This is a genomic window from Kosakonia beeri (assembly GCF_054165705.1).
The window spans coordinates 2,381,511-2,405,985 of sequence record NZ_CM135106.1 but is presented as its reverse complement, the minus strand read 5'-3'; the positions used below and the strand labels follow the sequence as shown (position 1 = coordinate 2,405,985).

The 24,475-nt window shown below is 53.1% G+C and carries 25 protein-coding genes; 14 read left to right on the top strand and 11 right to left on the bottom strand.

What is annotated here, in order from left to right:
* Positions 1–14: 14 nt before the first annotated feature.
* A complete protein-coding gene (gene pspA, locus ACUY4S_RS11545; protein ID WP_312686668.1) occupies positions 15–683 on the bottom strand; it encodes a phage shock protein PspA in 669 nt (222 codons plus the stop codon).
* Positions 684–868: 185 nt separating this feature from the next.
* Here pspA and pspF point away from each other — a divergent pair, with 185 nt between their 5' ends.
* From pspF to pdeR, 10 genes are all read left to right on the top strand, one after another.
* On the top strand, positions 869–1,849 hold the full coding sequence (gene pspF, locus ACUY4S_RS11540) for a phage shock protein operon transcriptional activator (protein WP_458023120.1): 981 nt from the start codon (positions 869–871) through the stop codon (positions 1,847–1,849).
* Positions 1,850–1,946: 97 nt separating this feature from the next.
* Entirely contained in the window at positions 1,947–3,590 is a 1,644-nt protein-coding gene (gene sapA / locus ACUY4S_RS11535) for an ABC transporter substrate-binding protein SapA (protein ID WP_312686672.1), read from the top strand.
* Positions 3,587–4,552, top strand: coding sequence for a putrescine export ABC transporter permease SapB (gene sapB / locus ACUY4S_RS11530; protein ID WP_312686673.1), 966 nt, complete (start codon positions 3,587–3,589; stop codon positions 4,550–4,552). The genes sapA and sapB overlap by 4 nt, the downstream gene beginning before the upstream one ends.
* On the top strand, positions 4,539–5,429 hold the full coding sequence (gene sapC / locus ACUY4S_RS11525) for a putrescine export ABC transporter permease SapC (RefSeq protein WP_312686674.1): 891 nt from the start codon (positions 4,539–4,541) through the stop codon (positions 5,427–5,429). The genes sapB and sapC overlap by 14 nt, the downstream gene beginning before the upstream one ends.
* Positions 5,429–6,421: a putrescine export ABC transporter ATP-binding protein SapD gene (sapD, locus tag ACUY4S_RS11520; protein WP_312686675.1), complete on the top strand. Its 993-nt coding sequence runs from the start codon at positions 5,429–5,431 to the stop codon at positions 6,419–6,421. Before sapC ends, sapD begins: the two co-directional genes overlap by 1 nt.
* A gap of 1 nt (position 6,422) precedes the next feature.
* Entirely contained in the window at positions 6,423–7,229 is an 807-nt protein-coding gene (sapF, locus tag ACUY4S_RS11515) for a peptide ABC transporter ATP-binding protein SapF (protein ID WP_312686677.1), read from the top strand.
* Between the two features lie 122 nt (positions 7,230–7,351).
* Positions 7,352–8,140 carry an enoyl-ACP reductase FabI gene (fabI, locus tag ACUY4S_RS11510; RefSeq protein ID WP_061496169.1) on the top strand — a complete coding sequence of 263 codons (789 nt, stop codon included), beginning with the start codon at positions 7,352–7,354 and terminating at the stop codon, positions 8,138–8,140.
* A gap of 180 nt (positions 8,141–8,320) precedes the next feature.
* A complete protein-coding gene (locus ACUY4S_RS11505) occupies positions 8,321–9,478 on the top strand; it encodes a CMD domain-containing protein (protein ID WP_458023121.1) in 1,158 nt (385 codons plus the stop codon).
* Positions 9,479–9,615: 137 nt separating this feature from the next.
* Positions 9,616–11,550 carry an exoribonuclease II gene (locus ACUY4S_RS11500; protein WP_458023122.1) on the top strand — a complete coding sequence of 645 codons (1,935 nt, stop codon included), beginning with the start codon at positions 9,616–9,618 and terminating at the stop codon, positions 11,548–11,550.
* Positions 11,551–11,855: 305 nt separating this feature from the next.
* Positions 11,856–13,847 (top strand): cyclic di-GMP phosphodiesterase, encoded by a 1,992-nt coding sequence (pdeR, locus tag ACUY4S_RS11495; protein WP_458023123.1) that lies wholly within the window; start codon positions 11,856–11,858, stop codon positions 13,845–13,847.
* Here pdeR and ACUY4S_RS11490 read toward each other — a convergent pair.
* Positions 13,844–14,713: a crotonase/enoyl-CoA hydratase family protein gene (locus ACUY4S_RS11490; protein WP_312686687.1), complete on the bottom strand. Its 870-nt coding sequence runs from the start codon at positions 14,711–14,713 to the stop codon at positions 13,844–13,846. The two genes, pdeR and ACUY4S_RS11490, sit on opposite strands and share 4 nt — an antisense overlap.
* A gap of 196 nt (positions 14,714–14,909) precedes the next feature.
* Between ACUY4S_RS11490 and yciZ the strand changes: the two genes are divergently transcribed.
* The 3 genes from yciZ to osmB all read left to right on the top strand — a co-directional run bounded on the left by yciZ (position 14,910) and on the right by osmB (position 16,414).
* Positions 14,910–15,092 carry a protein YciZ/DeoL gene (gene yciZ / locus ACUY4S_RS11485; protein WP_312686689.1) on the top strand — a complete coding sequence of 61 codons (183 nt, stop codon included), beginning with the start codon at positions 14,910–14,912 and terminating at the stop codon, positions 15,090–15,092.
* A gap of 89 nt (positions 15,093–15,181) precedes the next feature.
* Entirely contained in the window at positions 15,182–15,940 is a 759-nt protein-coding gene (gene yciT, locus ACUY4S_RS11480) for a DNA-binding transcriptional regulator YciT (protein ID WP_312686691.1), read from the top strand.
* A 255-nt stretch (positions 15,941–16,195) separates the two neighbouring features.
* Entirely contained in the window at positions 16,196–16,414 is a 219-nt protein-coding gene (osmB, locus tag ACUY4S_RS11475; RefSeq protein WP_025263597.1) for an osmotically-inducible lipoprotein OsmB, read from the top strand.
* Between the two features lie 102 nt (positions 16,415–16,516).
* On the opposite strand, the gene yciH is transcribed toward osmB, so the two are convergent.
* The 5 genes from yciH to pgpB all read right to left on the bottom strand — a co-directional run bounded on the left by yciH (position 16,517) and on the right by pgpB (position 20,159).
* Positions 16,517–16,843: a stress response translation initiation inhibitor YciH gene (gene yciH / locus ACUY4S_RS11470; protein WP_312686692.1), complete on the bottom strand. Its 327-nt coding sequence runs from the start codon at positions 16,841–16,843 to the stop codon at positions 16,517–16,519.
* A complete protein-coding gene (pyrF, locus tag ACUY4S_RS11465; protein ID WP_458023124.1) occupies positions 16,843–17,580 on the bottom strand; it encodes an orotidine-5'-phosphate decarboxylase in 738 nt (245 codons plus the stop codon). Before pyrF ends, yciH begins: the two co-directional genes overlap by 1 nt.
* A gap of 188 nt (positions 17,581–17,768) precedes the next feature.
* On the bottom strand, positions 17,769–18,938 hold the full coding sequence (gene lapB, locus ACUY4S_RS11460; protein ID WP_312686696.1) for a lipopolysaccharide assembly protein LapB: 1,170 nt from the start codon (positions 18,936–18,938) through the stop codon (positions 17,769–17,771).
* Between the two features lie 6 nt (positions 18,939–18,944).
* Positions 18,945–19,253, bottom strand: a complete 309-nt coding sequence (locus tag ACUY4S_RS11455) for a LapA family protein (protein ID WP_458023125.1) — start codon at positions 19,251–19,253, stop codon at positions 18,945–18,947.
* A gap of 141 nt (positions 19,254–19,394) precedes the next feature.
* Complete coding sequence (gene pgpB / locus ACUY4S_RS11450) at positions 19,395–20,159, bottom strand: phosphatidylglycerophosphatase B (RefSeq protein ID WP_458023126.1); 765 nt, start codon at positions 20,157–20,159, stop codon at positions 19,395–19,397.
* Positions 20,160–20,353: 194 nt separating this feature from the next.
* On the opposite strand from pgpB, the gene ribA reads away from it, so the two are divergent.
* Positions 20,354–20,941: a GTP cyclohydrolase II gene (gene ribA / locus ACUY4S_RS11445; RefSeq protein WP_312686701.1), complete on the top strand. Its 588-nt coding sequence runs from the start codon at positions 20,354–20,356 to the stop codon at positions 20,939–20,941.
* A gap of 45 nt (positions 20,942–20,986) precedes the next feature.
* Here the strand turns inward: ribA and acnA are convergent, their stop codons facing one another.
* The 4 genes from acnA to ACUY4S_RS11425 all read right to left on the bottom strand — a co-directional run bounded on the left by acnA (position 20,987) and on the right by ACUY4S_RS11425 (position 24,406).
* Positions 20,987–23,662, bottom strand: a complete 2,676-nt coding sequence (gene acnA / locus ACUY4S_RS11440) for an aconitate hydratase AcnA (protein WP_458023127.1) — start codon at positions 23,660–23,662, stop codon at positions 20,987–20,989.
* A gap of 174 nt (positions 23,663–23,836) precedes the next feature.
* Positions 23,837–23,935, bottom strand: a complete 99-nt coding sequence (ymiC, locus tag ACUY4S_RS11435) for a small membrane protein YmiC (protein ID WP_312686706.1) — start codon at positions 23,933–23,935, stop codon at positions 23,837–23,839.
* A 137-nt stretch (positions 23,936–24,072) separates the two neighbouring features.
* Complete coding sequence (locus tag ACUY4S_RS11430; RefSeq protein ID WP_312686707.1) at positions 24,073–24,243, bottom strand: YciX family protein; 171 nt, start codon at positions 24,241–24,243, stop codon at positions 24,073–24,075.
* A 1-nt stretch (position 24,244) separates the two neighbouring features.
* Entirely contained in the window at positions 24,245–24,406 is a 162-nt protein-coding gene (locus tag ACUY4S_RS11425; RefSeq protein ID WP_082794169.1) for a YmiA family putative membrane protein, read from the bottom strand.
* Between the last annotated feature and the right edge of the window lie 69 nt (positions 24,407–24,475).

Sequence of the window (24,475 nt, the reverse complement as noted above, 5' to 3'; positions counted from 1 at the left end):
GCCGCAGCGATTTATTATTGATTATCCTGTTTCATTTTGGCTTTCAGTTGCGCCAGTTGCTCACTGATTTCGTCATCCGCGCGCAGTTCAGCAAACTGCTGATCCAGCGATTTCTGCTTACCGAAACCGTGGCTTTCAGCTTCTGCTTCCATCTGATCGATACGGCGTTCAAACGATTCAAAGCGCGCCATCGCTTCATCCAGCTTGCCGCTGTCAAGCTGGCGACGCACATCACGGGAAGAGCTGGCGGCCTGATGACGCAGCGTTAAGGCTTGCTGACGGGCGCGCGTTTCACTGAGTTTGTTTTCCAGCTCGCCAATTTCTTTTTTCATCCGCGTCAGGCTTTCTTCGACCAGAGTCACTTCTTGCTCCAGCGTGTCAATAAGCGTCGTGACTTTCTGTTTCTCGATCAGCGCCGCACGCGCCAAATCGTCTTTCTCTTTACGCAGCGCCAGTTCTGCTTTTTCCTGCCACTCGCTCTGCTGTGCGGTGGCCTGCTCAATACGGCGAGTAAGCTGTTTTTTCTCCGCCAGCGCGCGCGCCGACGTCGAACGCACTTCGACCAGGGTGTCTTCCATTTCCTGGATCATCAGACGCACCAGTTTTTGCGGATCTTCGGCCTTTTCCAGCAGCGAGTTGATGTTGGCATTCACGATATCGGCAAAACGAGAAAAAATACCCATAATCTGTTCCTCTTTATTTCTGTAATCGGGCTCAGCCCTGCTACCTGACAATGTTACGCTGTTGAGCTATTACAATCTTCGTGCCAACTTTTTATCTTTATGATTATTAACGAATTGAATAATTTTACCGCTGTGCGCTTTTCGTTTAGAGTGGTTAATAACACCAACAAGTGGCGAATTTCATCATGGCTGAACACAAGGATAACTTACTCGGTGAAGCAAACAGCTTTATCGAGGTGCTGGAGCAGGTGTCGCGTCTCGCGCCGATTGACAAGCCCGTACTCATCATTGGCGAGCGCGGAACCGGTAAGGAGCTGATTGCTAACCGTCTGCATTTTCTCTCCTCCCGCTGGCAGGGGCCTTTTATCTCGCTGAATTGCGCGGCGTTAAATGAAAACCTGCTCGATTCTGAACTCTTTGGACATGAAGCCGGGGCATTTACCGGGGCGCAGAAACGCCACCCTGGGCGTTTTGAACGAGCCGATGGCGGTACCTTATTTCTGGATGAGCTGGCCACCGCCCCGATGTTGGTCCAGGAAAAGTTATTGCGGGTCATTGAATATGGCGAGCTGGAGCGCGTGGGCGGCAGCCAGCCGCTGCAAGTCAACGTCCGGCTGGTGTGTGCAACCAACGCCGACCTGCCGCAAATGGTACATGAAGGCACATTCCGCGCCGACCTGCTTGACCGTCTGGCGTTCGATGTGGTGCTGTTGCCGCCGTTGCGCCAGCGCCAAAGCGATATCATGCTGATGGCGGATCACTTTGCCATTCAGATGTGTCGCGAGTTATCGCTTCCGCTGTTCCCCGGTTTTACCGATCGTGCCCGCGACACGTTGCTGCATTACCGCTGGCCGGGAAATATCCGCGAACTGAAAAACGTGGTTGAGCGCTCCGTCTATCGGCATGGCAGCAGCGAAACGCCACTGGACAGCATTATTATCGATCCCTTTCACCGCGAGCAGCCAGACGCGCCGCAGGCAATAGAAATTGTGCCTGGCGGACCTCAGTTACCGCTGGATTTGCGCAAATTCCAAAACGATCAGGAAAAAAACTTACTGGAAACCAGCCTGCAGCAGGGGAAATTTAACCAGAAACGCGCGGCAGAATTGCTCGGGCTGACCTATCACCAGTTGCGGGCGCTGCTGAAAAAGCACCAAATAAGCTGAAATCGTCGACAATAACAGCAGTCGTCAGCAGACATTTTTACGAAGCCAGGGTAAGTGCGATACACTTTGCACATTAATTTAAAATCGTGAAGAAATCATGCGTCTGGTTTTCTCTTCCCTGTTATTGACCGCAAGCCTCGCAACAGGCTTTGCGCAAGCGGCAACGCCGCCATCTGCCCCGTGGGCGGATATTCGCGAAAGCGGCTTTGTCTATTGCGTCAATGGTCAGGTAAGCACCTTTAATCCACAAAAAGTGAGCAGCGGCCTGATTGTCGACACGCTGGCGGCTCAACTTTACGATCGCCTGCTGGATGTCGATCCCTATACTTACCGCCTGGTGCCGGAACTGGCCGAAAGCTGGGAAGTGCTGGATAGCGGCGCCACGTACCGATTTCGCCTGCGCGACGGTGTCGCGTTTCAGAAAACAGCATGGTTTACCCCGCACCGTGCGCTAAATGCTGATGATGTGGTGTTCACTTTCCAGCGCATCTTCGACCGCGAAAATCCCTGGCATAATGTTAACGGTAGCAGTTTCCCCTATTTCGACAGTTTGCAGTTCGCCGACGCGATTGACAGTGTTCGTAAGCTGGATAACCGTACCGTTGAATTCCGTCTGAAAAGGCCGGATGCCTCTTTCTTGTGGCACCTGGCGACCCACTATGCCTCTGTCATGTCTGCTGAATACGCCGCGCAGCTTGCAAAAGAAGATCATCAGGAGCTGCTTGATCGCCAGCCGGTGGGCACCGGCCCGTATCAGTTAGATGAGTATCGTGCCGGGCAATATATTCGGTTACAACGTCACGAAAAATTCTGGCGCGGTAAACCTTTGATGCAACAGGTGGTGGTTGATCTGGGTTCCGGTGGCACCGGGCGGTTATCTAAATTGTTAACCGGAGAATGTGATGTGCTGGCATGGCCTGCTGCCAGTCAGCTTACTATTTTGCGTGATGATCCGCGCCTGCGTCTGACGCTACGTCCGGGAATGAACATTGCTTATCTGGCGTTCAATACTGATAAACCCCCTTTGAATAATCCTGAAGTGCGCCACGCGCTTGCGTTGTCAATCAATAACCAGCGGCTGATGCAGTCCATTTATTACGGAACGGCGGAAACGGCAGCGTCGATCCTGCCGCGCGCATCGTGGGCTTACGATAATGAAGCCAAAATTACCGAATACGACCCCGCCAAAGCACGTGAACGCCTGAAAGCGCTGGGGCTGGAGAATATGACGCTGCACCTGTGGGTGCCGACCAGTTCCCAGGCGTGGAACCCCAGCCCGCTGAAAACCGCTGAATTGATCCAGGCGGATATGGCCCAGGCCGGGGTGAAAGTGGTCATTGTGCCGGTGGAAGGCCGTTTCCAGGAGGCGCGTCTGATGGATATGAATCACGATTTGACCCTTTCAGGCTGGGCAACGGACAGTAACGATCCGGACAGCTTTTTCAGGCCGATGCTGAGCTGCGCCGCCATCGATTCGCAGACCAATTTTGCACACTGGTGTCATCGCGAATTTGACGAGGTGCTGCAGAAAGCGCTGTCGTCACAGCAACTCGCGGCGCGCATTGATGCCTATGACGAGGCACAAAATATTCTTGCGCGTGAATTGCCAGTGCTTCCGCTGGCGTCTTCGTTACGGTTACAGGCCTATCGGTACGATATTAAAGGGCTGGTGCTGAGTCCGTTTGGCAGCGCCTCTTTCGCCGGTGTCTCGCGGGAAAAACAAGAGGTTTCGCCGCCATGATTATTTTTACCCTGCGCCGTTTGTTGCTGCTGTTGGTGACGCTGTTTTTCCTGACCTTTGTCGGGTTCAGTCTTAGCTACTTCACACCGCATGCGCCGCTTCAAGGCGCAACCATGTGGAATGCCTGGGTGTTCTGGTTTACCGGCTTGCTGCATTGGGACTTCGGTGTTTCCAGCATTAATGGTCAGCTCATTTCGCAGCAACTTAAAGAAGTGTTTCCGGCAACGATGGAACTGTGCATCCTTGCCTTTGGCTCTGCGTTGCTGGTGGGGATCCCGGTAGGCATGCTGGCGGGCGTGATGCGCAGCAAATGGCAGGACCGGCTGGTGAGCGCGATTGCTCTGCTCGGCTTTTCCATTCCGGTATTCTGGCTGGCGTTGCTCTTAACGCTCTTTTTCTCGCTTAACCTCGGCTGGCTGCCGGTTTCCGGGCGCTTCGATTTACTCTACGAAGTCAAAACGGTAACCGGTTTCGCTATTATTGATGCCTGGCTTTCAGACTCGCCATGGCGTGATGAGATGATCGTCAGCGCCTTGCGACATATGGTGTTGCCGGTGGTGACGCTGGCGGTCGCGCCAACCACGGAAGTGATCCGCCTGATGCGTATCAGCACCATGGATGTGATTGAAAAAAACTATATCAAAGCGGCGGCGACACGCGGCCAGTCCATGCTAACGATCCTCCGGCGCCATGTGCTGCACAACGCCCTGCCGCCGGTGATCCCCAAATTGGGCTTACAGTTTTCTACCATGCTGACGCTGGCGATGATCACTGAAATGGTGTTTAGCTGGCCGGGACTGGGGCGCTGGCTGATTAACGCCATTCGCCAGCAGGACTACGCGGCTATCTCTGCCGGCGTGATGGTGATTGGCTCGCTGGTTATCATTGTAAACGTGATTTCCGATATCCTGGGTGCGCTGGCGAACCCATTGAAACATAAGGAATGGTATGCCTTACGATAGCGTCTACAGCGAAAAGCGCCCGCCTGGCGCGCTGCGCACCGTGTGGCGCAAATTTTACAGCGATACCACGGCAATGATCGGCCTTTATGGCTGTAGTGCCCTGCTGCTGCTGTGCATATTCGGTAAGTGGTTCGCGCCTTACGGCCTCGATCAACAATTTTTGGGTTATCAGTTGCTTCCGCCGTCCTGGTCGCGTTATGGCGATGTCTCTTTCTTCCTCGGGACTGACGATCTTGGGCGCGATGTGCTGAGTCGCTTACTGAGCGGGGCCGCACCCACCGTGGGGGGGGCATTTATTGTTACGCTGGCGGCAACATTGTGCGGGCTGGTGCTTGGCGTGTTCGCCGGCGCGACACATGGCCTGCGTTCTGCGGTGTTGAACCACATTCTGGATACATTGTTGTCGTTACCGACGCTGCTACTGGCCATTATTGTGGTGGCGTTTGCTGGCCCACACCTTTCGCATGCCATGTTTGCCGTCTGGCTGGCGCTCCTGCCGCGCATGGTGCGTTCGGTCTACAGCATGGTGCATGACGAACTGGAGAAAGAGTACGTAGTGGCAGCGCGCCTTGATGGTGCTTCCACAATGAATATTCTATGGTTTGCCGTGTTACCCAATATCACTTCCGGCATGATCACGGAAATCACCCGTTCGCTGTCAATGGCGATTCTGGATATTGCCGCGCTGGGCTTTTTGGATCTTGGCGCGCAACTCCCCTCGCCGGAATGGGGAGCGATGCTTGGCGATGCGCTTGAACTGATTTATGTCGCGCCCTGGACCGTGATGTTGCCGGGTGCGGCTATTATGGTAAGCGTATTGCTGGTTAACATCCTGGGCGACGGTATTCGCCGCGCAATCAATGCGGGGGTGGAATAATGCCACTTCTTGATATCCGTAACCTCACCATCGAAGTCAAAACCGGTGAAAATTGGGTGAAGGCGGTCGATCGCGTCAGCCTGACCCTTGCGGAAGGCGAAATTCGCGGTCTTGTTGGTGAATCCGGGTCTGGTAAAAGCCTGATTGCGAAAGCGATATGTGGCGTAAGCAAAGAGAACTGGCGCGTCACCGCCGATCGTATGCGCTTTGACGATATCGACTTAATGCGACTCTCGTCCCGTGAACGGCGAAAGCTGCTCGGCCACAACGTCTCTATGATTTTCCAGGAGCCGCAGTCCTGTCTCGATCCGTCCGAACGCGTGGGTAAACAGCTGATGCAAAATATCCCCAGCTGGACATGGAAAGGTAGCCTGCTACAGCGCTTCGGCTGGCGCAAACGTCGCGCTATTGAGTTGCTGCACCGTGTGGGTATCAAGGATCATAAAGATGCAATGCGCAGCTTCCCTTACGAACTGACGGAAGGCGAGTGTCAGAAAGTGATGATCGCCATTGCACTGGCCAACCAGCCGCGGTTATTGATTGCTGATGAGCCGACAAATGCCATGGAACCGACTACCCAGGCGCAGATTTTCCGTCTGCTTACCCGGCTCAATCAGAACAATAACACCACCATTATGTTGATCAGTCATGACCTGCAAATGTTGAGTAAATGGGCAGACCGTATCAACGTCATGTATTGCGGCCAGACGGTCGAAACCGCCCCCAGTGAGGAGTTGATTGCAACGCCTCACCACCCGTATACCCAGGCGCTGATCCGCGCCATTCCGGATTTTGGCAGTGCGATGCCGCATAAAAGCCGGCTGAATACCATGCCGGGTGCCATCCCGCTGCTTGAACAGTTACCGATTGGCTGTCGCCTGGGGCCGCGCTGCCCTTATGCTCAGCGTAAATGCATTGAAAAACCCCGGCTCGCTGGGGCGCGAAATCATCTTTACGCCTGCCATTTCCCGCTGAATATGGAGAGTGAGTGAGATGGTTGAAACCCTGCTCGAGGTGCGTAACCTCAGTAAAACATTCCGCTACCGCACCGGCTGGTTCCGCCGCCAGACCGTGGAAGCCGTCAAGCCATTAAGTTTTACCCTGCGTGAGCGCCAGACGCTGGCAATCATTGGTGAAAACGGTTCTGGTAAGTCCACGCTCGCCAAAATGCTGGCAGGAATGGTGGAACCAACATCCGGGGAACTGGTGATTGATGATCAGCCGCTGCATTACGGCGATTACACGTTTCGTAGCCAGCATATCCGCATGATTTTTCAGGATCCGACGACGTCGCTTAATCCGCGCCAGCGTATTTCACAAATCCTGGATTTTCCGCTGCGTCTGAATACCGATCTGGAACCGGAGGCACGCCGCAAACGTATTCTGGAAACCTTGCACATGGTCGGTTTGCTGCCGGATCACGTTAGCTATTACCCGCATATGATGGCGCCGGGCCAAAAGCAACGTCTCGGACTGGCGCGGGCGCTGATCCTGCGTCCTAAAGTGATCATAGCCGATGAAGCGCTGGCGTCGCTGGATATGTCGATGCGTTCGCAGTTAATTAATCTGATGCTGGAATTACAGGAAAAACAGGGTATCTCTTATATTTATGTTACCCAGCACATTGGCATGATGAAACACATCAGCGATCAGGTTCTGGTCATGCATCAGGGTTCCGTGGTTGAACGTGGCAGTACCGCCGATGTGCTTGCTTCCCCGCTGCATGATTTAACAAAACGCTTAATTGCCGGTCATTTTGGTGAAGCATTAACAGCCGATGCATGGCGAAAAGACCGTTGATTCAATAGTTTCAGTGGTCGGATTAACTCATCCGGCGACTCATGATAGAATCGCCGCGTTTTAACGACGCTCGTCCCAACAGAATGACGAGCGCCACAACAATGAATATAAGGATTAAAGCTATGGGTTTTCTTTCCGGTAAGCGCATTCTGGTAACTGGCGTTGCCAGCAAACTGTCTATCGCTTACGGCATCGCACAGGCTATGCACCGCGAAGGCGCTGAGCTGGCATTCACCTACCAGAACGACAAGCTGAAAGGCCGTGTTGAAGAGTTTGCCGCCCAGCTGGGTTCCAGCATTGTTCTGGAATGCGATGTCGCTAAAGATGAAAGCATTGATGCCCTGTTCACTGACCTGGCGAAAGTCTGGCCGAAATTCGACGGCTTCGTGCACTCTATCGGCTTCGCTCCGGGCGATCAGTTGGATGGCGACTACGTCAACGCCGTAACCCGTGAAGGCTTTAAAATCGCCCACGACATTAGCTCCTACAGCTTCGTTGCGATGGCAAAAGCCTGCCGCGAAATGCTGAATCCAGGTTCTGCGCTGCTGACCCTTTCCTACCTCGGCGCTGAGCGTGCGATCCCGAACTACAACGTTATGGGTCTGGCCAAAGCCTCTCTTGAAGCCAACGTCCGTTATATGGCGAATGCGATGGGCCCGGAAGGCGTACGTGTTAACGGTATTTCTGCCGGTCCGATTCGTACCCTGGCTGCCTCCGGCATCAAAGATTTCCGTAAAATGCTGGCGCACTGCGAAGCAGTTACCCCGATTCGTCGTACCGTGACCATTGAAGATGTGGGCAACTCTGCTGCGTTCCTGTGTTCTGACCTGTCTGCCGGTATCTCCGGTGAAGTGGTACACGTTGACGGCGGTTTCAACATTGCCGCAATGAACGAGCTGGAAATCAAATAATTCCCGTCGCCCCTTCTCATGAAGGGGCGTTTCGCCTTGATATGCCATTCTGATATTTATTATCACCTAACAATCTTTCATCCCTCCCGCCCCTTACGCCAGGATTAAGCAGCAAAAAAGATCCGGCGCAAAAGACCTGACGTCGTATCCGGATCGCCACATTCAGACCAAGGAACGACCATGGAACGACGCCGGATTGAAGGCAAAAATCACTGGTATCATGAGACCCAGTCAAGCGCCAGCCGGACACAAGCTTTGCCGCTGGTTCCCGAAGCAGCCAGTGTTACCGACCCCTTCCTGCTTGATCTGGTCCTGCCCAATGAACTGCTAGCCGACCTCGACAGCCTCGTTACGCCCGCACGTAAACTTTACGCGTTACTGTTCCCGCCCCGTGTGGCCGTGAATCGCTTGCGCACCTTTAGCGCCTATGACCGCCTCAGCACTGCCCTTACCGTGGCGCAAGTGTTTGGTATCCAGCGTTTATGCAACCACTATGCTGCGCGTCTCGCGCCACTGCCTGGTCCGGATTCCTCGCGGGAGAGTAACTACCGTCTGGCGCAAATCACCCAGTATGCACGCCAGCTCGCCGCCTCTCCGTCTGTGATTGACGCCCGTTCGCGCCAGCAACTCGAAGATGTTGGGCTGTCACTGTATGACGTCGTGACGATGAATCAAATTATCGGCTTTATCACCTTCCAGGCGCGGGTGGTGGCGGTGTTGCAGGCTCTGCTCGGCCAGCCTGTCCGCTTTATCCCGGGAATGGAGACGCAACAGGAAGCGGATGCGCACCTTTTTGCCCACCCCGAAGGGGAATGGTTGCCAGCGATGGACGGTGTGGAATTACGCACGGCCAATGCGCCGCAGATGGCCTCTCTCGCACGCTGGCAGCCTTTGCCTGAACTGCGTCTGCTCGCGCCAGTGCTGGCACATGAACATTTGCAACTTAATGAACTGGGCGAGATTGTTGAAAGCATTGCCCGGAGCAACCCGGAACCGCATCTCGCGCGCCTGTCGGCGCTCTATACCGCGCGGATCAATGGGAGCGTATGCTGTTTTGTTGAGCAGTGCCGCCGCTGGCAGGGCCCTTCTGAACCCTTGACCGCTTTTGTCGACGGCGGGCGCGAACCACAGCGCATCATCGCCGGGAGTACGCCGGAAAGCACGCTGATTCAGGCCGCGTACATGCTTACCTGTGCACCGGACAGGTTCAGTCCGCTGCAATTTTCGTTATTGGTTGAGCAGGGCTTTAGCCAACGCGAGGCGGTGAATTTGCTGACCGGTTGTGCGTTACATGGGTGGCTTAATCGGTTGAAAATCGCACTCGTAGAGAAAGCGTAACCCGTGACGGACAACGTGCAGCTTCCATACCAGAAGTGCTGCAGGCGCAGACAGATTTTGCAGAAACAGCGCTTGCTGCAACAGGCAGAATCGCGTAAAACTGTCAGCCGCTCTTTTGGCCACGAAAATAGATAACTATGCTCCAGGACAACCCGCTGCTTGCGCAGCTAAAACAGCAACTTCATTCTCAGACGCCGCGTGCGGAAGGTGTCGTAAAAGGCACTGAAAAAGGCTTCGGCTTTCTGGAAGTCGACGCGCAAAAAAGCTATTTCATTCCGCCGCCGCAAATGAAAAAAGTGATGCATGGCGATCGTATTATTGCCGTCATCCACAGTGAGAAAGAGCGCGAAAGTGCGGAGCCAGAAGAGCTGGTCGAGCCTTTCCTGACGCGTTTTGTCGGCAAAGTGCAGAAGAAAGACGATCGTCTTTCCATCGTGCCGGATCACCCGTTGCTGAAAGATGCCATTCCCTGCCGCGCTGCTCGTGGTGTCGAGCACGATTTCAAAGAAGGCGACTGGGCTGTTGCCGAAATGCGTCGTCATCCACTGAAAGGCGACCGCGGTTTTTATGCCGAACTGACCCAATTTATTACTTTCGCCGACGACCATTTTGTACCGTGGTGGGTCACCCTGGCGCGCCACAATCTGGAAAAAGAAGCCCCGAACGGCGTGGCGACTGCCATGCTCGATGACGGTCTGCAACGCGAAGATATGACAGCGCTGCCGTTCGTCACGATCGATAGCGCCAGCACTGAAGATATGGACGATGCCCTCTACGTTGCCGAAACCGCTGAAGGCAAACTGCAACTGACAGTAGCGATCGCCGATCCGACAGCCTGGATCGCCGAAGGCAGCAAGCTTGATGATGCCGCGCGGATCCGCGCCTTCACCAACTACCTGCCGGGTTTTAACATCCCGATGCTGCCGCGCGAATTGTCTGACGACCTTTGCTCGCTGCGTGCCAACGAAGTGCGTCCCGCACTGGTTTGCCGCATGACACTGGATAACAACGGCGCGATTGAAGACAACATTGAATTTTTCGCGGCAACCATCGAGTCAAAAGCCAAACTGGCGTACGACAACGTCTCCGACTGGCTGGAAAACAGCGGCGAATGGCAACCCGAAAATGACACCATCGCGGCGCAAATCCGTTTGCTGCACCGTGTCAGTCAGTTGCGCGCACAGTGGCGCCAGACCCATGCGCTGGTGTTCAAAGACCGTCCGGATTACCGCTTTGTCCTCGGCGACAAAGGTGAAGTGCTGGATATCGTGGCCGAGCCGCGCCGTATCGCTAACCGCATTGTCGAAGAGTCGATGATTGCCGCCAATATTTGTGCCGCCCGCGTTCTGCGCGACAAGCTCGGGTTTGGTATTTATAACGTGCATCTTGGCTTTGATCCTGCAAACAGCGAACAACTGGCCGCAATGCTGAAAACCCACGGTATGCATGTCGACGCAGAGGAAGTCTTGACGCTGGAAGGCTTCTGCAAGCTGCGTCGCGAGCTTGACGCGCAACCCTCTGGTTTCCTTGATAGCCGCATTCGTCGCTTCCAGTCTTTTGCTGAAATCAGCATCGAACCGGGGCCGCACTTTGGTTTGGGTCTGGAGGCTTACGCGACCTGGACATCACCCATCCGTAAGTATGGCGACATGGTTAACCACCGTCTGCTGAAAGCGATCATCAAGGGTGAAACACCGAAACGCCCACAGGATGACACCACCGTGCAAATGGCAGAGCGCCGTCGTCTTAACCGTATGGCTGAACGTGATGTCGGTGACTGGCTGTATGCCCGGTTCCTGCAAGATAAAGCCGGTAGCGATACCCGTTTTGCTGCGGAAATTATCGATGTAAGCCGTGGTGGTATGCGCGTTCGTCTGGTTGATAATGGTGCTGTGGCTTTTATTCCGGCACCCTTTATCCACGCTGTGCGTGATGAACTGGTTTGCAGCCAGGAGAGTGGCACCGTGCAGATCAAAGGCGAGACGGTGTTCAAAGTCACCGACGTGATCGATGTAACCATTGCGGAAGTCCGTATGGAAACCCGCAGCGTGATTGCCCGTCCTGCGCTTTAACGGCTTGTAAAGTCAGCTCCTTCCCACCCGGGAGGGAGCCCCTTCCACATTGCGATAGCCCGCGCATTTTTTTCTCATTTCTTCACACAATCCTGTAAAAGCGACCACAATAACAATTCAGGCAACTGGTTGTTTACTGCAGAATTCTGCAATTTATGCACAACGGCTGTTTTGCATAGTGCGATCGTGCTGGCCGACTATTTCAAGAAGAACAATACGTTCATGCCTGACAACGCCCCGGTAATACAGGCGTTTTCCGTCGCTAATGAGTACTCGATGTGCGTTTTGGTGGTCTGGGAGATAGCATGAAAGACGAGCAGGAAAACAATTTGCTGTTTCGTTATCTGGGGTCCGACAGCCCGTTCTGGCGTTTGACTGCCGACAGCAACGCATTGCACTTTTCTCCAAACGAAGATTCTGAGATCAGTCAGGTGATGACGCTAAGTCCCGAGCAGGCGGCGTTGATCCGTGAAATGACCGTGATTACATCAAGTCTGACTATGCCGCTGAACCTGTTCGGCGAAGAGGTAATGGTGCATCTGGTCGGTCATAAAGTCAGCCGCAAAGTCTGGGCGGGTAGCGCTTCGGCCTGGCATGATACCCAGTCCGTTGCCCGTGACCTGGTTCAGGGGCTTTCCTTTGCCGAACAGGTCGTCTCCGAAGCCAACTCTGTGATCGTTATCCTCGATCGCCACGGCAATATTCAGCGTTTTAATCGCCTTAGCGAAGAGTATACCGGCTTGAAAGAGCAGGACGTGATTGGACAGAACGTCTTTAAATTGTTTATGAGCCGTAGCGAAGCCGTCGCCTCCAAACGCAATATCAGTGGTTTTTTTCATAATGGCGCACCGTATGAAGTCGAGCGCTGGGTCAAAACCCGCAAAGGGCAGCGGCTGTTTCTGTTTCGCAATAAATTTGTCCACAGTGGCAGTGGTAAAAACGAAATTTTCCTGATTTGTTCCGGTACGGATATCACCGATGAGCGCCATGCCCAGGAGCGTTTACGCGTACTGGCCAATACCGATACCGTTACCGGACTGCCTAATCGCAATGCCATCAATGAACTGATCAGCGACGCCATTGCTCAACGGGGAGAGACTCAGGTCGGTATTGTCTACCTTGATCTGGATAATTTTAAAAAAGTGAACGATGCCTATGGGCATATGTTTGGCGATCAACTCTTGCAGGCGGTGTCGCTTGCCATTTTGAGTTGTCTGGATAAGGGCCAGGTGCTGGCGAGACTCGGCGGCGACGAGTTTATTGTGCTGGCCACCGATACCAGCCAAAGCCTGCTGGAAGCTATGGCTTCACGCATTCTGACGCGATTGCGCCAGCCCTTTCGCATCGGCCTCATTGAGATCTACAGCGGCTGTTCTCTGGGTATTTCACTGGCACCGCAGCATGGGAACGATCGCGAAAGCGTGATCCGCAATGCAGATACGGCGATGTACACGGCCAAAGAGAATGGACGCGGTAAATTCTGCGTATTTTCGCCGGAAATGAACCAGCGTGTCTTCGAGTACCTGTGGCTGGATACTAACCTGCGTAAAGCGCTTGAGAAAAATCAGCTGATTATTCACTACCAACCGAAAATTACCTGGCGTGGCGAGGTGCGCAGCCTGGAAGCGCTGGTGCGCTGGCAGTCACCGGAGCGCGGGTTGATCCCGCCGCTGGACTTTATCTCCTACGCCGAAGAGTCCGGGTTGATTGTGCCGCTCGGACGAAGGGTGATGCTGGATGTGGTACAACAGGTGGCGAAGTGGCGCGATAAGGGAATTCACCTGCGCGTTGCCGTTAACGTATCGGCCCGACAGTTAGCCGATCAGACAATTTTTAGTGATTTGAAGCAGGCGCTCAGCGATCTCCATTTTGAATACTGCCCTATCGACGTCGAATTAACAGAGAGCTGCCTGATAGAAAATGAAGAACTGGCGTTGTCGGTAATTAAGCAGTTCAGCGCGTTGGGTGCGCAGGTGCATCTTGATGATTTTGGCACCGGTTACTCTTCCCTGTCTCAGCTGGCACGGTTTCCGCTTGATGCCATTAAACTTGATCAGTCTTTTGTCCGTAACGTACATAAACAGGCCATTTCGCAATCGCTGGTGCGTGCCATTGTTGCCGTGGCGCAAGCGCTTAACTTACAGGTTGTTGCCGAAGGGGTTGAGAATGCGAAAGAAGACGCCTTTCTTACCAAGAACGGCGTCAATGAACGGCAGGGATTTCTATTTGCTAAACCCATGCCCGCTGCCGCATTCGAGCGATGGTTGAAGCGCTATCAGGCGCGCAGATCCCATTAACTGGCTTTACTGAGCGTACTGGCAACATGCCGGTTCTGTAACTGCACCAGACGCTCCATATAGGCAATATCTTTCGGTTGCAGGCAGAATGCGGCATCCACCCAGTCTTCGGTAATGTCCATTAATTCGCTCCGCGGCAGTTGCAGTACCCGCTGACGCGCGCGCAGCATGGCGCGCACACCATTGAGACGCGGTTGCAGCGTATCAATAAATGTGCGCGTGGCGATGTAACCCTGACCGGCATCAAACGAGACATCCACCAGACCGTGCGATTCATACCATTCAGCGGCATGCGACTCGCCTTTATAAATCAGCTCCTCCGCCAGTTTCATGCCTGAACGACGGGCGACCAACGAGTAGCCGCCCATGCCGGGAAAGAGATTAAAGGCAATTTCGGGAAAGCCGAGGCGCGCGTCGCACTGGGCCAGGACAAAATGGTGCGCCAGCGCCGCCTCAAAACCGCCGCCTAATGCACTGCCTTCTACCATCGCTAGTGAGATTGCGCCGGTGTCAAAACCGCGTGAAGCCGCATGTACGCAGTCTACACAAGCGCGGGCATACGCTCGTAACGCCTCGCGGCGCCCGTTCTTAATACACTCGACAAAGAACTGCAAATCCCCGCCAGTGTTATACATACCGGGAACCAACGAGCCGGTTACCCAAAAATCCACCGCAAATCCCGACTGCCTGACCAGCCAGGAGATATTCATGATCTCTTCAATTAATGCGTGGTTAAAACAAGGCCGCGGCCGGGCACGGAGCATCATCCATACAGTGCGGCGCTCCTCCTCATAAAAGCCAGAAAGTTGCGTAAAACGTTCATTATCGGTAAACAGTTTGCACGTAGCTTGGTTGATAACAGTCATTGCTTTATCCTCCGGTAAGAAAATAGCGCATTGCGCGCACAGCAAGCCTAATCCACCGTGAAACATGACTGTGGAGCACCTAATGAATATATAATGCGTGCTTATAAGTTTTTGAGATTTCGTTTTTTACCCTTCTCTTTTTACACTCTTTTCTGCATCATTGAATTTATTCATTTTTCGATTTTAAGGTGAAGATATGGCAGATATTGACGTGAAACAGCTTGCCGGCCGGATCGACACTGTTCTGGATATCCTGGTTGCCGGGGATTACCAATCCGCCATCCGTAACCTGGAGATTCTGAAAGCGGAACTGTTAGATCTCGACAATCCCAATCAAACCGCTTCTCCTGGCGCAACAAAAACGCCCTGGGAAATTTGAATGGCGCACTTTTCGCCATCACACGGCAGTCAGGACGGCGACGCCCGCATGGCGATTTTCCTTTCGACGACAATTAGAAATTTGTGGCTATGAATTCCCGACAACAACTCATTTTGCAAACGGTCATTGATAAAGGCCGCATGAGCGTCGCTGAACTGGCGCGAATGACCGGCGTTTCAGAAGTGACAATTCGCCAGGATCTCAACACGCTGGAGAAACAGAACTATTTGCGCCGTACGCATGGTTTCGCCGTGCCGTTGGACAGCGATGATGTCGAAACGCGCATGATGAATAATTATACCGTGAAGCGGGATTTAGCCGACTTTGCTGCGTCCCTGGTTTCTGCTGGCGAAACGGTATTTATTGAAAACGGCAGCTGCAATGCGCTATTGGCGCGCAAACTCGGTGAGCAACGCGATATCACAATCATCACGGTAAGCAGCTACATTGCCCATTTGCTGAAAGATTCTCCTGCGGAAGTTATCCTGCTGGGCGGTATCTATCAGAAAAAAAGCGAGAGCATGGTTGGGCCATTAACACGCCAATACATTCAACAGGTTCATTTCAGTAAAGCTTTTATTGGCATTGACGGCTGGCAGCCTGAAACCGGCTTTACAGGGCGGGATATGATGCGAACCGATGTGGTAGATGCGGTGCTGGAAAAAGGCAGCGAGGCCATTGTACTGACCGACAGTTCGAAATTCGGCGCAATGCATCCCTACTCGCTTGGCCCGGCTGAACGCTTCCAGCGGGTTATTACCGACAATCATCTCACGGCAGAAGCGCAGCTGCAGCTGCAGCAAGCCGGGCTAATCGTGGATATCGTTCCTGCCGGTATGCCTCACTAACTTCTGCGCCCGCGTTTGCGGGCTAACCCCCTCTCATCTGAGAGTTTTCCGACCCATTGATTAAGATTATTTACCTGTCTTGTAACGGACCGCGGCGTAAAATTAATATTAGCGATATAACAGGAAGTGACTATCACCCGCGTGATTGTATTACACCTGCGCAGCAAGGTTTCACGGACTGCTTTAGTACAGCGCTCAGCGACTATACTTAAAGGGAACATCTTTCCGTGAATCGATTATTCAGGAGAAAGTATGATGATGTTAACAAGCAAAAAAATGGCCGCTGCAGTACTGGCAGTAACCCTGGCAATGTCTCTGAGCGCTTGTGGTCACTGGTCTAAACGCGATCGTAACACCGCCATTGGTGCGGGTGCGGGCGCACTTGGTGGCGCAGTCCTGACGGACGGTAGCACGCTGGGTACGCTGGGCGGCGCGGCTGTCGGTGGGATCATCGGCCACCAGGTTGGTAAGTAATTGGTGGGCAATACGGCAACAATAGAATAAATATACTTTCTTTTCAGGTCTGAGTTTACAGTGTAATGATAAGGCCGTGGTGAACACCACGACCTTTCTGTTTCAACCACCAGCAAGTTTCACTTTCATCCCTTTGGCTTCCAGCAATGATTTAAGCAAATCACGTTTATCGCCCTGGATCTCAATGACACCCTCTTTTACAGCACCGCCGCAGCCGCATTTTTTCTTGAGTTCCGCCGCCAGTTTGACCAGCGTTTCATCATCTGCGTCAATCCCCGAAATCAGACAAACACCCTTCCCTTTGCGTCCGCTGGTCTGGCGGGAAATACGTACAATGCCATCGCCTTGCGGGCGGGTGACCTGGACTTTCGGTTCGTCAATGCGCCCGGTTTCTGTGGAGTAAACTAACCGGCTGTTGTTATCACCCATTATGCCCCCTTGCCAAGCGATGCATTGATCGTTTTCAGTGTTTGCGCCGGATCGGCGGAATGGGTGACCGGGCGCCCAATTACCATATAGTCTACGCCTGCGGCCAGCGCCTGTTCAGGTGTCATGATACGGCGTTGATCGCCCGCTTCACTGCCCTGCGGGCGGATACCTGGCGTAATCAGTTTGAACGCCTGCCCCAGCTCACGCTTAAAGCGAACCGCTTCCTGTGCCGAACAGACGACACCATCCAGACCACATTGCTGCGTCAGGCGCGCCAAACGCTCTGCATGCTCCGCCGGGGTAACCTGAATACCCAGATCCTGTAAGTCACTGGCTTCCATACTGGTTAACACGGTCACGGCAATTAACAGAGGCGCGTCTTTACCGAACGGCTGCAGTGCTTCTTTTGCCGCACTCATCATCCTTGCACCGCCAGAGGCATGTACGTTAACCATCCACACGCCAAGATCCGCTGCTGCCTTAACGGCATGTGCTGTGGTGTTGGGGATATCGTGGAATTTCAGATCGAGAAAAATATCAAAACCACGCTGCTGCAGCTCGCGTACCAGTTGCGGTCCAAAAAGCGTGAACATTTCTTTGCCGACTTTCAGACGGCAGTCACGGGGATCGATGCGGTCGACAAACGCCAGGGCTTTGTCTCGGTTATCGTAATCTAGTGCCACTACAACCGGAGAGGCAGTAACAGCGCGGAAAGTCGATAAAGAAGTAGACGTCATGATCAGACCTTCTGAAATGAGGCACCCGCTCAGGCGCAGAATGAATAAACGGCGAGCATTCTACCTGCCCATCCGCAGAAATAACAGGCTCCATTTCTCCCCTGCTAAGCGATGTACTGGCACGGTTGCCGCTAGATTTAAAATTTATATATAAGTATGTTGTAACTAAAATAGAGGCTTTTAAAAATTCACTGACCGTCCAGCCCGCGAATCGGTTTGACCGTTGACCAGGCGCGGCAGGATGGGCAGTGCCAGTACATGGTATACGCGGTAAAACCGCATTTATGGCAGCGGTAGCGCGGTTTGCTGCGGATCTGCTCGCCGACCATTTCACGCAAAACACCCAGGCTTTCTTTGGCGCGCCCCTCTTCTGCTTCGTTCAGATGGTAATCCATCAGTTTGTGGAACACGCGCATTGTCGGATGGCGTTGCAGTTGTTGGGTAACAAACAGTTGGGCGGCATCTGGACCGTCGCGGCGTTCTTTAATTTCCGCTAGCATCAATTCCGCGCTTGCGCCGGTGTTCTCTTCCACGCAGCGCTGCAGGAACTCTGCCCACTGGTCAATTTTGCCCATTTGCTGGTAGCAGGTTTGCAGCATCTCCAGCGTTTCGCTAACCAGTTCTTTATCCTGGTCGATGACACGAAGCAGGCTGTCCGCCGCTTTAAAGTAATCACCATTCGCCATAAACACGCGCCCCATCATAATGGAGACGCGCGGGCTGTCACGGTCAGCGGCAGCGCCCTTCTTCAGCAGCGCCATGGCTCTGTCCATATCTTCGTTGCCCATCTGCTGGAGCGCCAGTTCGCAGTAGAAATGAGCGATTTCACCGCGTTGCTTATCTTTGCCAAGTTTGACCAACCGCTCGGCAGCATCAATCGCTTTTTGCCAGTCACTGGTAGCCTGATAAATTTGCAGCAGTTGCTGTAGCGCGCTGACGCGAAAATCCGTTTCATCAACCAATTGATTGAACATATCTTCGGCACGGTCGTACATGCCAGCCGCCATATAATCGCGACCCAGTTGTTGCACGGCCAGCAGTCGCTGATCATAAGATAATGAGGCGCTTTCCATCAGGGTTTGATGGATGCGGATCGCACGGTCAACTTCGCCGCGTGAGCGGAACAGATTCCCGAGCGTAAGATGCGCTTCGACCGTGCCGGTGTCCTCTTTCAGCATGTCGAGGAACAGGTCTACCGCTTTGTCCTGCTGGTTGCTCAGTAAAAGGTTAACCCCGGCAACGTATTCACGTGAAAGCCGGTTCGCCTCATCCTGCTTTGTTTGTTGAGCATTTCTGCGCCCCATATACCAGCCATAGGCCGCCGCGACAGGTAACAGCAGAAACAACAACTCCAGCATAAACGATTATTCCTTTGCCGCCGGTGCACTGCTCGTCACCGGAACAGTCGTGACAGGTGCAAGCTGGTTTTCAAGGCGTTTGATTTTACGCTCGGCACGCACAAGGGAAACACGCACGCGCAACCAGAACAGACCGCATATCAGCCAGCCAATCGCAAACCCGGCGGCAAAAAGCACGGCCAACAGCGTAGAGATACGGTACTCACCCTGCGCGAGGAGATAATTGAAGGTCACTTGCTGATCGTTTTGCGCACCAAGGGTAATCGACACGACAAAAATCGCTAACACCAGTAAGAAAATGAGTAAATATTTCACATTACGTCCCGTTATGTGGATCCGAGCGATGAAATTATATGCAACCGACTGTACACAGCCTTATAAGCTACCATTTTAGCGCCCGGCGCGAAATGGAAATGCATGACGTTAAATTCTGATTTGGGGTTAAAACGGCAGAAATCAAGGTTCTTGATCCCGCTCAACAATTTCCTCCACCTCCTCGACGGGCGGAGTCAGAGGGCCACACACTTTCTGCGCCAGCCAGGTGGCGAAGGTCACTAATAACCAGGAGATCAGGGTGGCGACCACCAAATCGCGTGGCCAGTGCATGCCCAGTAATAACCGGCTGCCCATGACGCCTGTTGCCCACACCAGTAAAATTACCATTGTCCAGTTTCGTCTGCGCGGCCATAACAATCCCACGCCTAATAGCGCCCAACTTGCGGCAAACATGGTGTGGCCGGACGGAAAGGCAAAACCGGTTTCTTTTTGCCAATGTTTACGCAAAAACCGAGGAATATCATGCTGACTGGAGAGTTGCTCTTTTACCAGATCTCCACGTGCTTTGCGTTTTAACGTGTAGAACTCGCTGGCCTGAATATCGTGTGTTTTTTCAAGCCACATGACAAAAGGACGCGGCTCCTGGACCCGATCTTTCACAAAGGATTTCACGCCCTGCCCTAACAGAATGGCACATCCCAGAATGGCGAAGAGCATCACCGCGGGTTTGAGGCGAAAACGCAGGCACCAAAGAAACCACCCGCACAGTAAGACATGAGTGATTACCCCCCACGGCTGAGTGACTGTTTCTGTGATCCAGTACAAAAAATGCAGCCACCAGCGTGACGGGCCTGGCTCCCATTGCCAGCCAGAGACCCAGACAACTAACGGCATGATTAATAAAATTGCAGCGCCTGCCGTAGTTCGTTTCGCAATTGACAGCATGTTCTCTCCTTCTTTTGTGCGCACAATCATAACCGAAAAATAACATTCCCGCAGAAAGCAACAGATTTGTGCGATTTTTCAATGACACGCTGGTCTCAATTAGGTGATGCTGCGGGCATTGTGGCAAAATATGTTTATAGAGAAGGCCAACAGGCTACAGGTGCGCAGTGCGCCAATATAATCTGGAGATTCACATGCAGCTTAAACGAGTGGCAGAAGCCAAACTGCCTACCCCATGGGGCGACTTCCTGATGGTGGGTTTTGAAGAACTGGCAACCGGGCAGGATCATGTTGCCCTTGTCTTTGGCGATATTTCCGGGCAACTGCCCGTGCTGGCGCGCGTACACTCGGAATGCCTGACTGGCGATGCGCTTTTTAGCTTGCGTTGTGACTGCGGCTTCCAGCTCGAAGCAGCACTTAACCAGATTGCCGAAGAGGGACGCGGCGTGCTGCTTTACCATCGTCAGGAGGGCCGAAATATCGGTCTGCTGAATAAAATTCGCGCCTACGCGCTTCAGGACCAGGGGTACGACACCGTTGAAGCGAACCATCAACTCGGTTTTGCCGCAGATGAGCGTGACTTTACCCTCTGTGCAGATATGTTCAAATTGTTGGGCGTAGACGAGGTGCGTCTGCTGACCAATAACCCGCGCAAAGTTGAGATCCTCACTGAGGCGGGAATTAACATTGTTGAACGCGTCCCGTTGATTGTGGGACGTAATCCGAATAATGAGCACTATCTCGACACAAAAGCCGAGAAGATGGGACATTTGCTGAAATAGTGGTCAGATGAACAAAAAAAGGCCTGCGTTTGCAGGCCTTTTTATTCAGTTGAGCATATTGCGAATAACGTAATGCAAAATACCGTCATTACGGTAGTACGTCAGTTCCGTAGAAGTATCAATGCGGCAACGGCAGTTCAGCACCTCTTGTGTGCCATCCGCCCGCGTCAGGGTCACCGCTAATTCGCCACCGGGTTGGATATTTTGCAAATTTGCAATATCCAGTCGTTCCTCACCGGTCAACCCCAACGTTTTGCGCGTCACACCCTGCGGGAACTCCAACGGCAAAATCCCCATACCAATCAGATTAGAGCGATGAATACGTTCAAAAGATTCGGCAATCACCACCCGAATCCCGAGCAAACGGGGCCCTTTCGCTGCCCAGTCACGGCTGGAGCCAGAACCATACTCCTTCCCGGCTATAACGGCCAGCGGGGTTCCTTCCTGTTGATAGCGCATCGCCGCATCGTAAATCGACACGACTTCAGTGCCGGGCAAATGGCGAGTCATGCCCCCTTCAACACCCGGTACCATTTCATTACGAATACGGATATTGGCAAAGGTGCCGCGCATCATCACCTCATGATTGCCGCGTCGGGAACCATAAGAGTTAAAATCCCGGCGCTCAACACCATGACTTTGTAAATAACGTCCTGCCGGACTGTCTGCCTTTATGCTGCCTGCTGGTGAAATATGGTCCGTAGTAACGGAGTCGCCCAGCATAGCGAGGATCCGCGCACCGTGGATATCCTGCACCGGTTTCGGCTCCGCAGCCATATCGTCAAAGAAAGGTGACAGGCGGATATAGGTGGAATCATTCTGCCAGCCATAGGTGTCGGAGCGTTCGACCTCGATAGCCTTCCACTCCGGCGTGCCTTCAAACACCTCGGCATACTCTTTACGGAACATGTCCGTCGACACCTGCTCAACCGCGCGGGCAATCTCCTGACTCGACGGCCAGATATCTTTCAGATAGACCGGGTCGCCTTTGCGATCATGCCCCAGCGGATCAGTCGCGAGGTTAATATTCATATTGCCGGCCAGCGCATAGGCAACCACCAGTGGCGGAGACGCCAGCCAGTTAGTTTTCACCAGCGGGTGTATGCGCCCCTCGAAGTTACGGTTCCCCGACAGCACAGCCCCCACGGTGAGGTCCCCTTCGCGGATAGCATGTTCAATCGGTTCCGGCAACGGGCCTGAGTTGCCGATACAGGTTGTGCAACCGTAACCGACCAGGTTGAAACCTAACTCATCAAGATACGGGGTCAGTCTCGCCTGCGCCAGGTAGTCAGAAACGACTTTCGAGCCGGGTGCCAGAGAGGCCTTAACCCACGGCTGTCGTTTCAACCCGAGCGTGACGGCTTTTTTCGCCAACAATCCGGCGGCCATTAATACACTCGGGTTTGAGGTGTTGGTGCATGACGTGATCGCGGCGATTGCCACTGCGCCATCCGGGAGCTGGTATTGGTGCCCGTTCAGCGCATAATCAACAGGCTTACGATCTTTTTGCGCGGTGTTCAGTTCCAATTCTGAACTGGCAGCAAATGCTTTCGGCACGTCGCTCAGCGCTACGCGATCCTGTGGGCGTTTTGGCCCGGCGAGACTGGCTTCAACATCATTCATATTCAATTCGAGCGTGCTGGTGAAGACCGGTTCATCTCCGGTGTTTCGCCACATACCCTGCGCTTTTGCATACGCCTCGACCAGTTCAACCTGCTCTTCGCTGCGCCCGCTCAGACGCATATACTCAAGCGTCACGCCATCAATCGGGAAAAAGCCGCAGGTCGCACCATACTCCGGAGCCATATTGGCAATAGTGGCACGATCGGCGAGCGGTAAGGAGTCCAGCCCATCGCCATAAAATTCGACAAACTTACCCACCACGCCATGCTTACGCAGCATTTGCGTAACGGTAAGCACCAGATCCGTGGCCGTGATCCCTTCACGCAATTTGCCGGTGAGTTTAAAACCGACCACATCAGGGATCAGCATAGAAACAGGCTGGCCTAGCATAGCGGCTTCTGCCTCAATCCCGCCGACACCCCAGCCCAGTACACCGAGTCCATTGATCATGGTTGTGTGGGAATCCGTACCGACCAGCGTATCCGGATAGGCGACCCATTCTTTGTCCTGTAATTCACTCCACACCGCTTTACCAAGGTACTCAAGATTGACCTGATGACAAATCCCGGTGCCCGGTGGCACAACGCTGAAGCGGCTAAAAGCTTGCTGCCCCCAGCGCAAAAAGACGTAACGCTCGTGGTTACGCTCCATCTCGAGGCGAACGTTCTCCTCAAACGCGTCATCGTCGCCAAAATGGTCGACGGTGACTGAATGGTCAATCACCAGGTCGACGGGCGACAGAGGGTTCACTTTAGCTGTATCCCCCCCAAGGCGTTTAACGGCTTCACGCATGGCCGCTAAATCGACTACGGCGGGAACACCGGTAAAATCCTGCATCAGTACCCTTGCCGGGCGGTAAGCGATTTCACGATCCGCATGGGCAGTCTTCAGCCAACCGGCAAGGGCACGGATATCCTCTTCAGTAACGGAGTTCCCATCCTGCCAGCGCAGCAGGTTTTCCAGCAAGACTTTGAGCGACTTAGGTAACCGTGCGATATCCCCCAGCTCCCTGGAGGCCAGCGGCAAACTGTAGTAGTGGTAGGTTTTGTTCTGCGCCTGCAACGTGTCCTTACTGGCTTCGCGTAGGGTTGACGACATATGCTCCTCCTTTTAATACAGAGATTGCGATACCCTGATGGTCTTCAGGGTCTGTATTAAAGATAACACAAACATATCGTAACGATTTGATAACAACCCGAATTGCTACAACAGGTGAAAACTGGCGGACAGCAGAAATAAAAAAACCTCGCCGAAGCGAGGTTTTTCAATTCATTACTGAAGCAACATCCAGACAAGTTGTCCCCAGAAAAGGACAGAAACAGAAAACGCCCCCATCCACGACCAATATTTCATTACACAATGATTATTCATAGCGCTATTACCAGAAAATCTATTCATTAAAACTGAGTTACTACTCAATTCATTTATGCCGTGTATTAATCAATGAGTACAAAAGATCGTTTCTACGAATAATGCGAAAATTCACCGCATTTATTCTGATGAAATAGTTATTGTTTTTTAACGTCGTCTTCAGTGAAGGCGTCTATAAATGCTTGTTGCTGCGGCGTCAGCTTCCAGGAAGCCGGAATAGTGGTCACAGGTTGTTTTTTCGCTTGCGGTGGCGTGTCACGAAGCTGACATACTGGTTTTACTGGTTCAAATCGACCCGCTATCGCCATTTTACCCCCAGAATTTCCAGATCAATAACGCAACGACTGCCCAAAACGCGGCAGAGCCTAGAAATACCGCCAGCCAGGCTTTACGCTTGAGCTCAGGATCCCTTTGCGGCTCTTCACTTCCTGATGGCATTGCTAACCTCGTACAATCGACATCACTTATCATTTTGGACACCAACAATCGGCAAAATTAATCATGGGTTGAGACAAATCCTAAAAGAACTTTAGTGGAAAA

Bases quoted from the DNA above. Each gene is read 5' to 3' on its own strand.
- pspA (WP_312686668.1), bottom strand. From the start codon at position 683: ATGGGTATTTTTTCTCGTTTTGCCGATATCGTGAATGCCAACATCAAC.
- pspF (WP_458023120.1), top strand. From the start codon at position 869: ATGGCTGAACACAAGGATAACTTACTCGGTGAAGCAAACAGCTTTATC.
- sapA (WP_312686672.1), top strand. From the start codon at position 1,947: ATGCGTCTGGTTTTCTCTTCCCTGTTATTGACCGCAAGCCTCGCAACA.
- sapB (WP_312686673.1), top strand. From the start codon at position 3,587: ATGATTATTTTTACCCTGCGCCGTTTGTTGCTGCTGTTGGTGACGCTG.
- sapC (WP_312686674.1), top strand. From the start codon at position 4,539: ATGCCTTACGATAGCGTCTACAGCGAAAAGCGCCCGCCTGGCGCGCTG.
- sapD (WP_312686675.1), top strand. From the start codon at position 5,429: ATGCCACTTCTTGATATCCGTAACCTCACCATCGAAGTCAAAACCGGT.
- sapF (WP_312686677.1), top strand. From the start codon at position 6,423: ATGGTTGAAACCCTGCTCGAGGTGCGTAACCTCAGTAAAACATTCCGC.
- fabI (WP_061496169.1), top strand. From the start codon at position 7,352: ATGGGTTTTCTTTCCGGTAAGCGCATTCTGGTAACTGGCGTTGCCAGC.
- ACUY4S_RS11505 (WP_458023121.1), top strand. From the start codon at position 8,321: ATGGAACGACGCCGGATTGAAGGCAAAAATCACTGGTATCATGAGACC.
- ACUY4S_RS11500 (WP_458023122.1), top strand. From the start codon at position 9,616: ATGCTCCAGGACAACCCGCTGCTTGCGCAGCTAAAACAGCAACTTCAT.
- pdeR (WP_458023123.1), top strand. From the start codon at position 11,856: ATGAAAGACGAGCAGGAAAACAATTTGCTGTTTCGTTATCTGGGGTCC.
- ACUY4S_RS11490 (WP_312686687.1), bottom strand. From the start codon at position 14,713: ATGACTGTTATCAACCAAGCTACGTGCAAACTGTTTACCGATAATGAA.
- yciZ (WP_312686689.1), top strand. From the start codon at position 14,910: ATGGCAGATATTGACGTGAAACAGCTTGCCGGCCGGATCGACACTGTT.
- yciT (WP_312686691.1), top strand. From the start codon at position 15,182: ATGAATTCCCGACAACAACTCATTTTGCAAACGGTCATTGATAAAGGC.
- osmB (WP_025263597.1), top strand. From the start codon at position 16,196: ATGATGTTAACAAGCAAAAAAATGGCCGCTGCAGTACTGGCAGTAACC.
- yciH (WP_312686692.1), bottom strand. From the start codon at position 16,843: ATGGGTGATAACAACAGCCGGTTAGTTTACTCCACAGAAACCGGGCGC.
- pyrF (WP_458023124.1), bottom strand. From the start codon at position 17,580: ATGACGTCTACTTCTTTATCGACTTTCCGCGCTGTTACTGCCTCTCCG.
- lapB (WP_312686696.1), bottom strand. From the start codon at position 18,938: ATGCTGGAGTTGTTGTTTCTGCTGTTACCTGTCGCGGCGGCCTATGGC.
- pgpB (WP_458023126.1), bottom strand. From the start codon at position 20,159: ATGCTGTCAATTGCGAAACGAACTACGGCAGGCGCTGCAATTTTATTA.
- ribA (WP_312686701.1), top strand. From the start codon at position 20,354: ATGCAGCTTAAACGAGTGGCAGAAGCCAAACTGCCTACCCCATGGGGC.
- acnA (WP_458023127.1), bottom strand. From the start codon at position 23,662: ATGTCGTCAACCCTACGCGAAGCCAGTAAGGACACGTTGCAGGCGCAG.
- ymiC (WP_312686706.1), bottom strand. From the start codon at position 23,935: ATGAATAATCATTGTGTAATGAAATATTGGTCGTGGATGGGGGCGTTT.
- ACUY4S_RS11430 (WP_312686707.1), bottom strand. From the start codon at position 24,243: ATGGCGATAGCGGGTCGATTTGAACCAGTAAAACCAGTATGTCAGCTT.
- ACUY4S_RS11425 (WP_082794169.1), bottom strand. From the start codon at position 24,406: ATGATAAGTGATGTCGATTGTACGAGGTTAGCAATGCCATCAGGAAGT.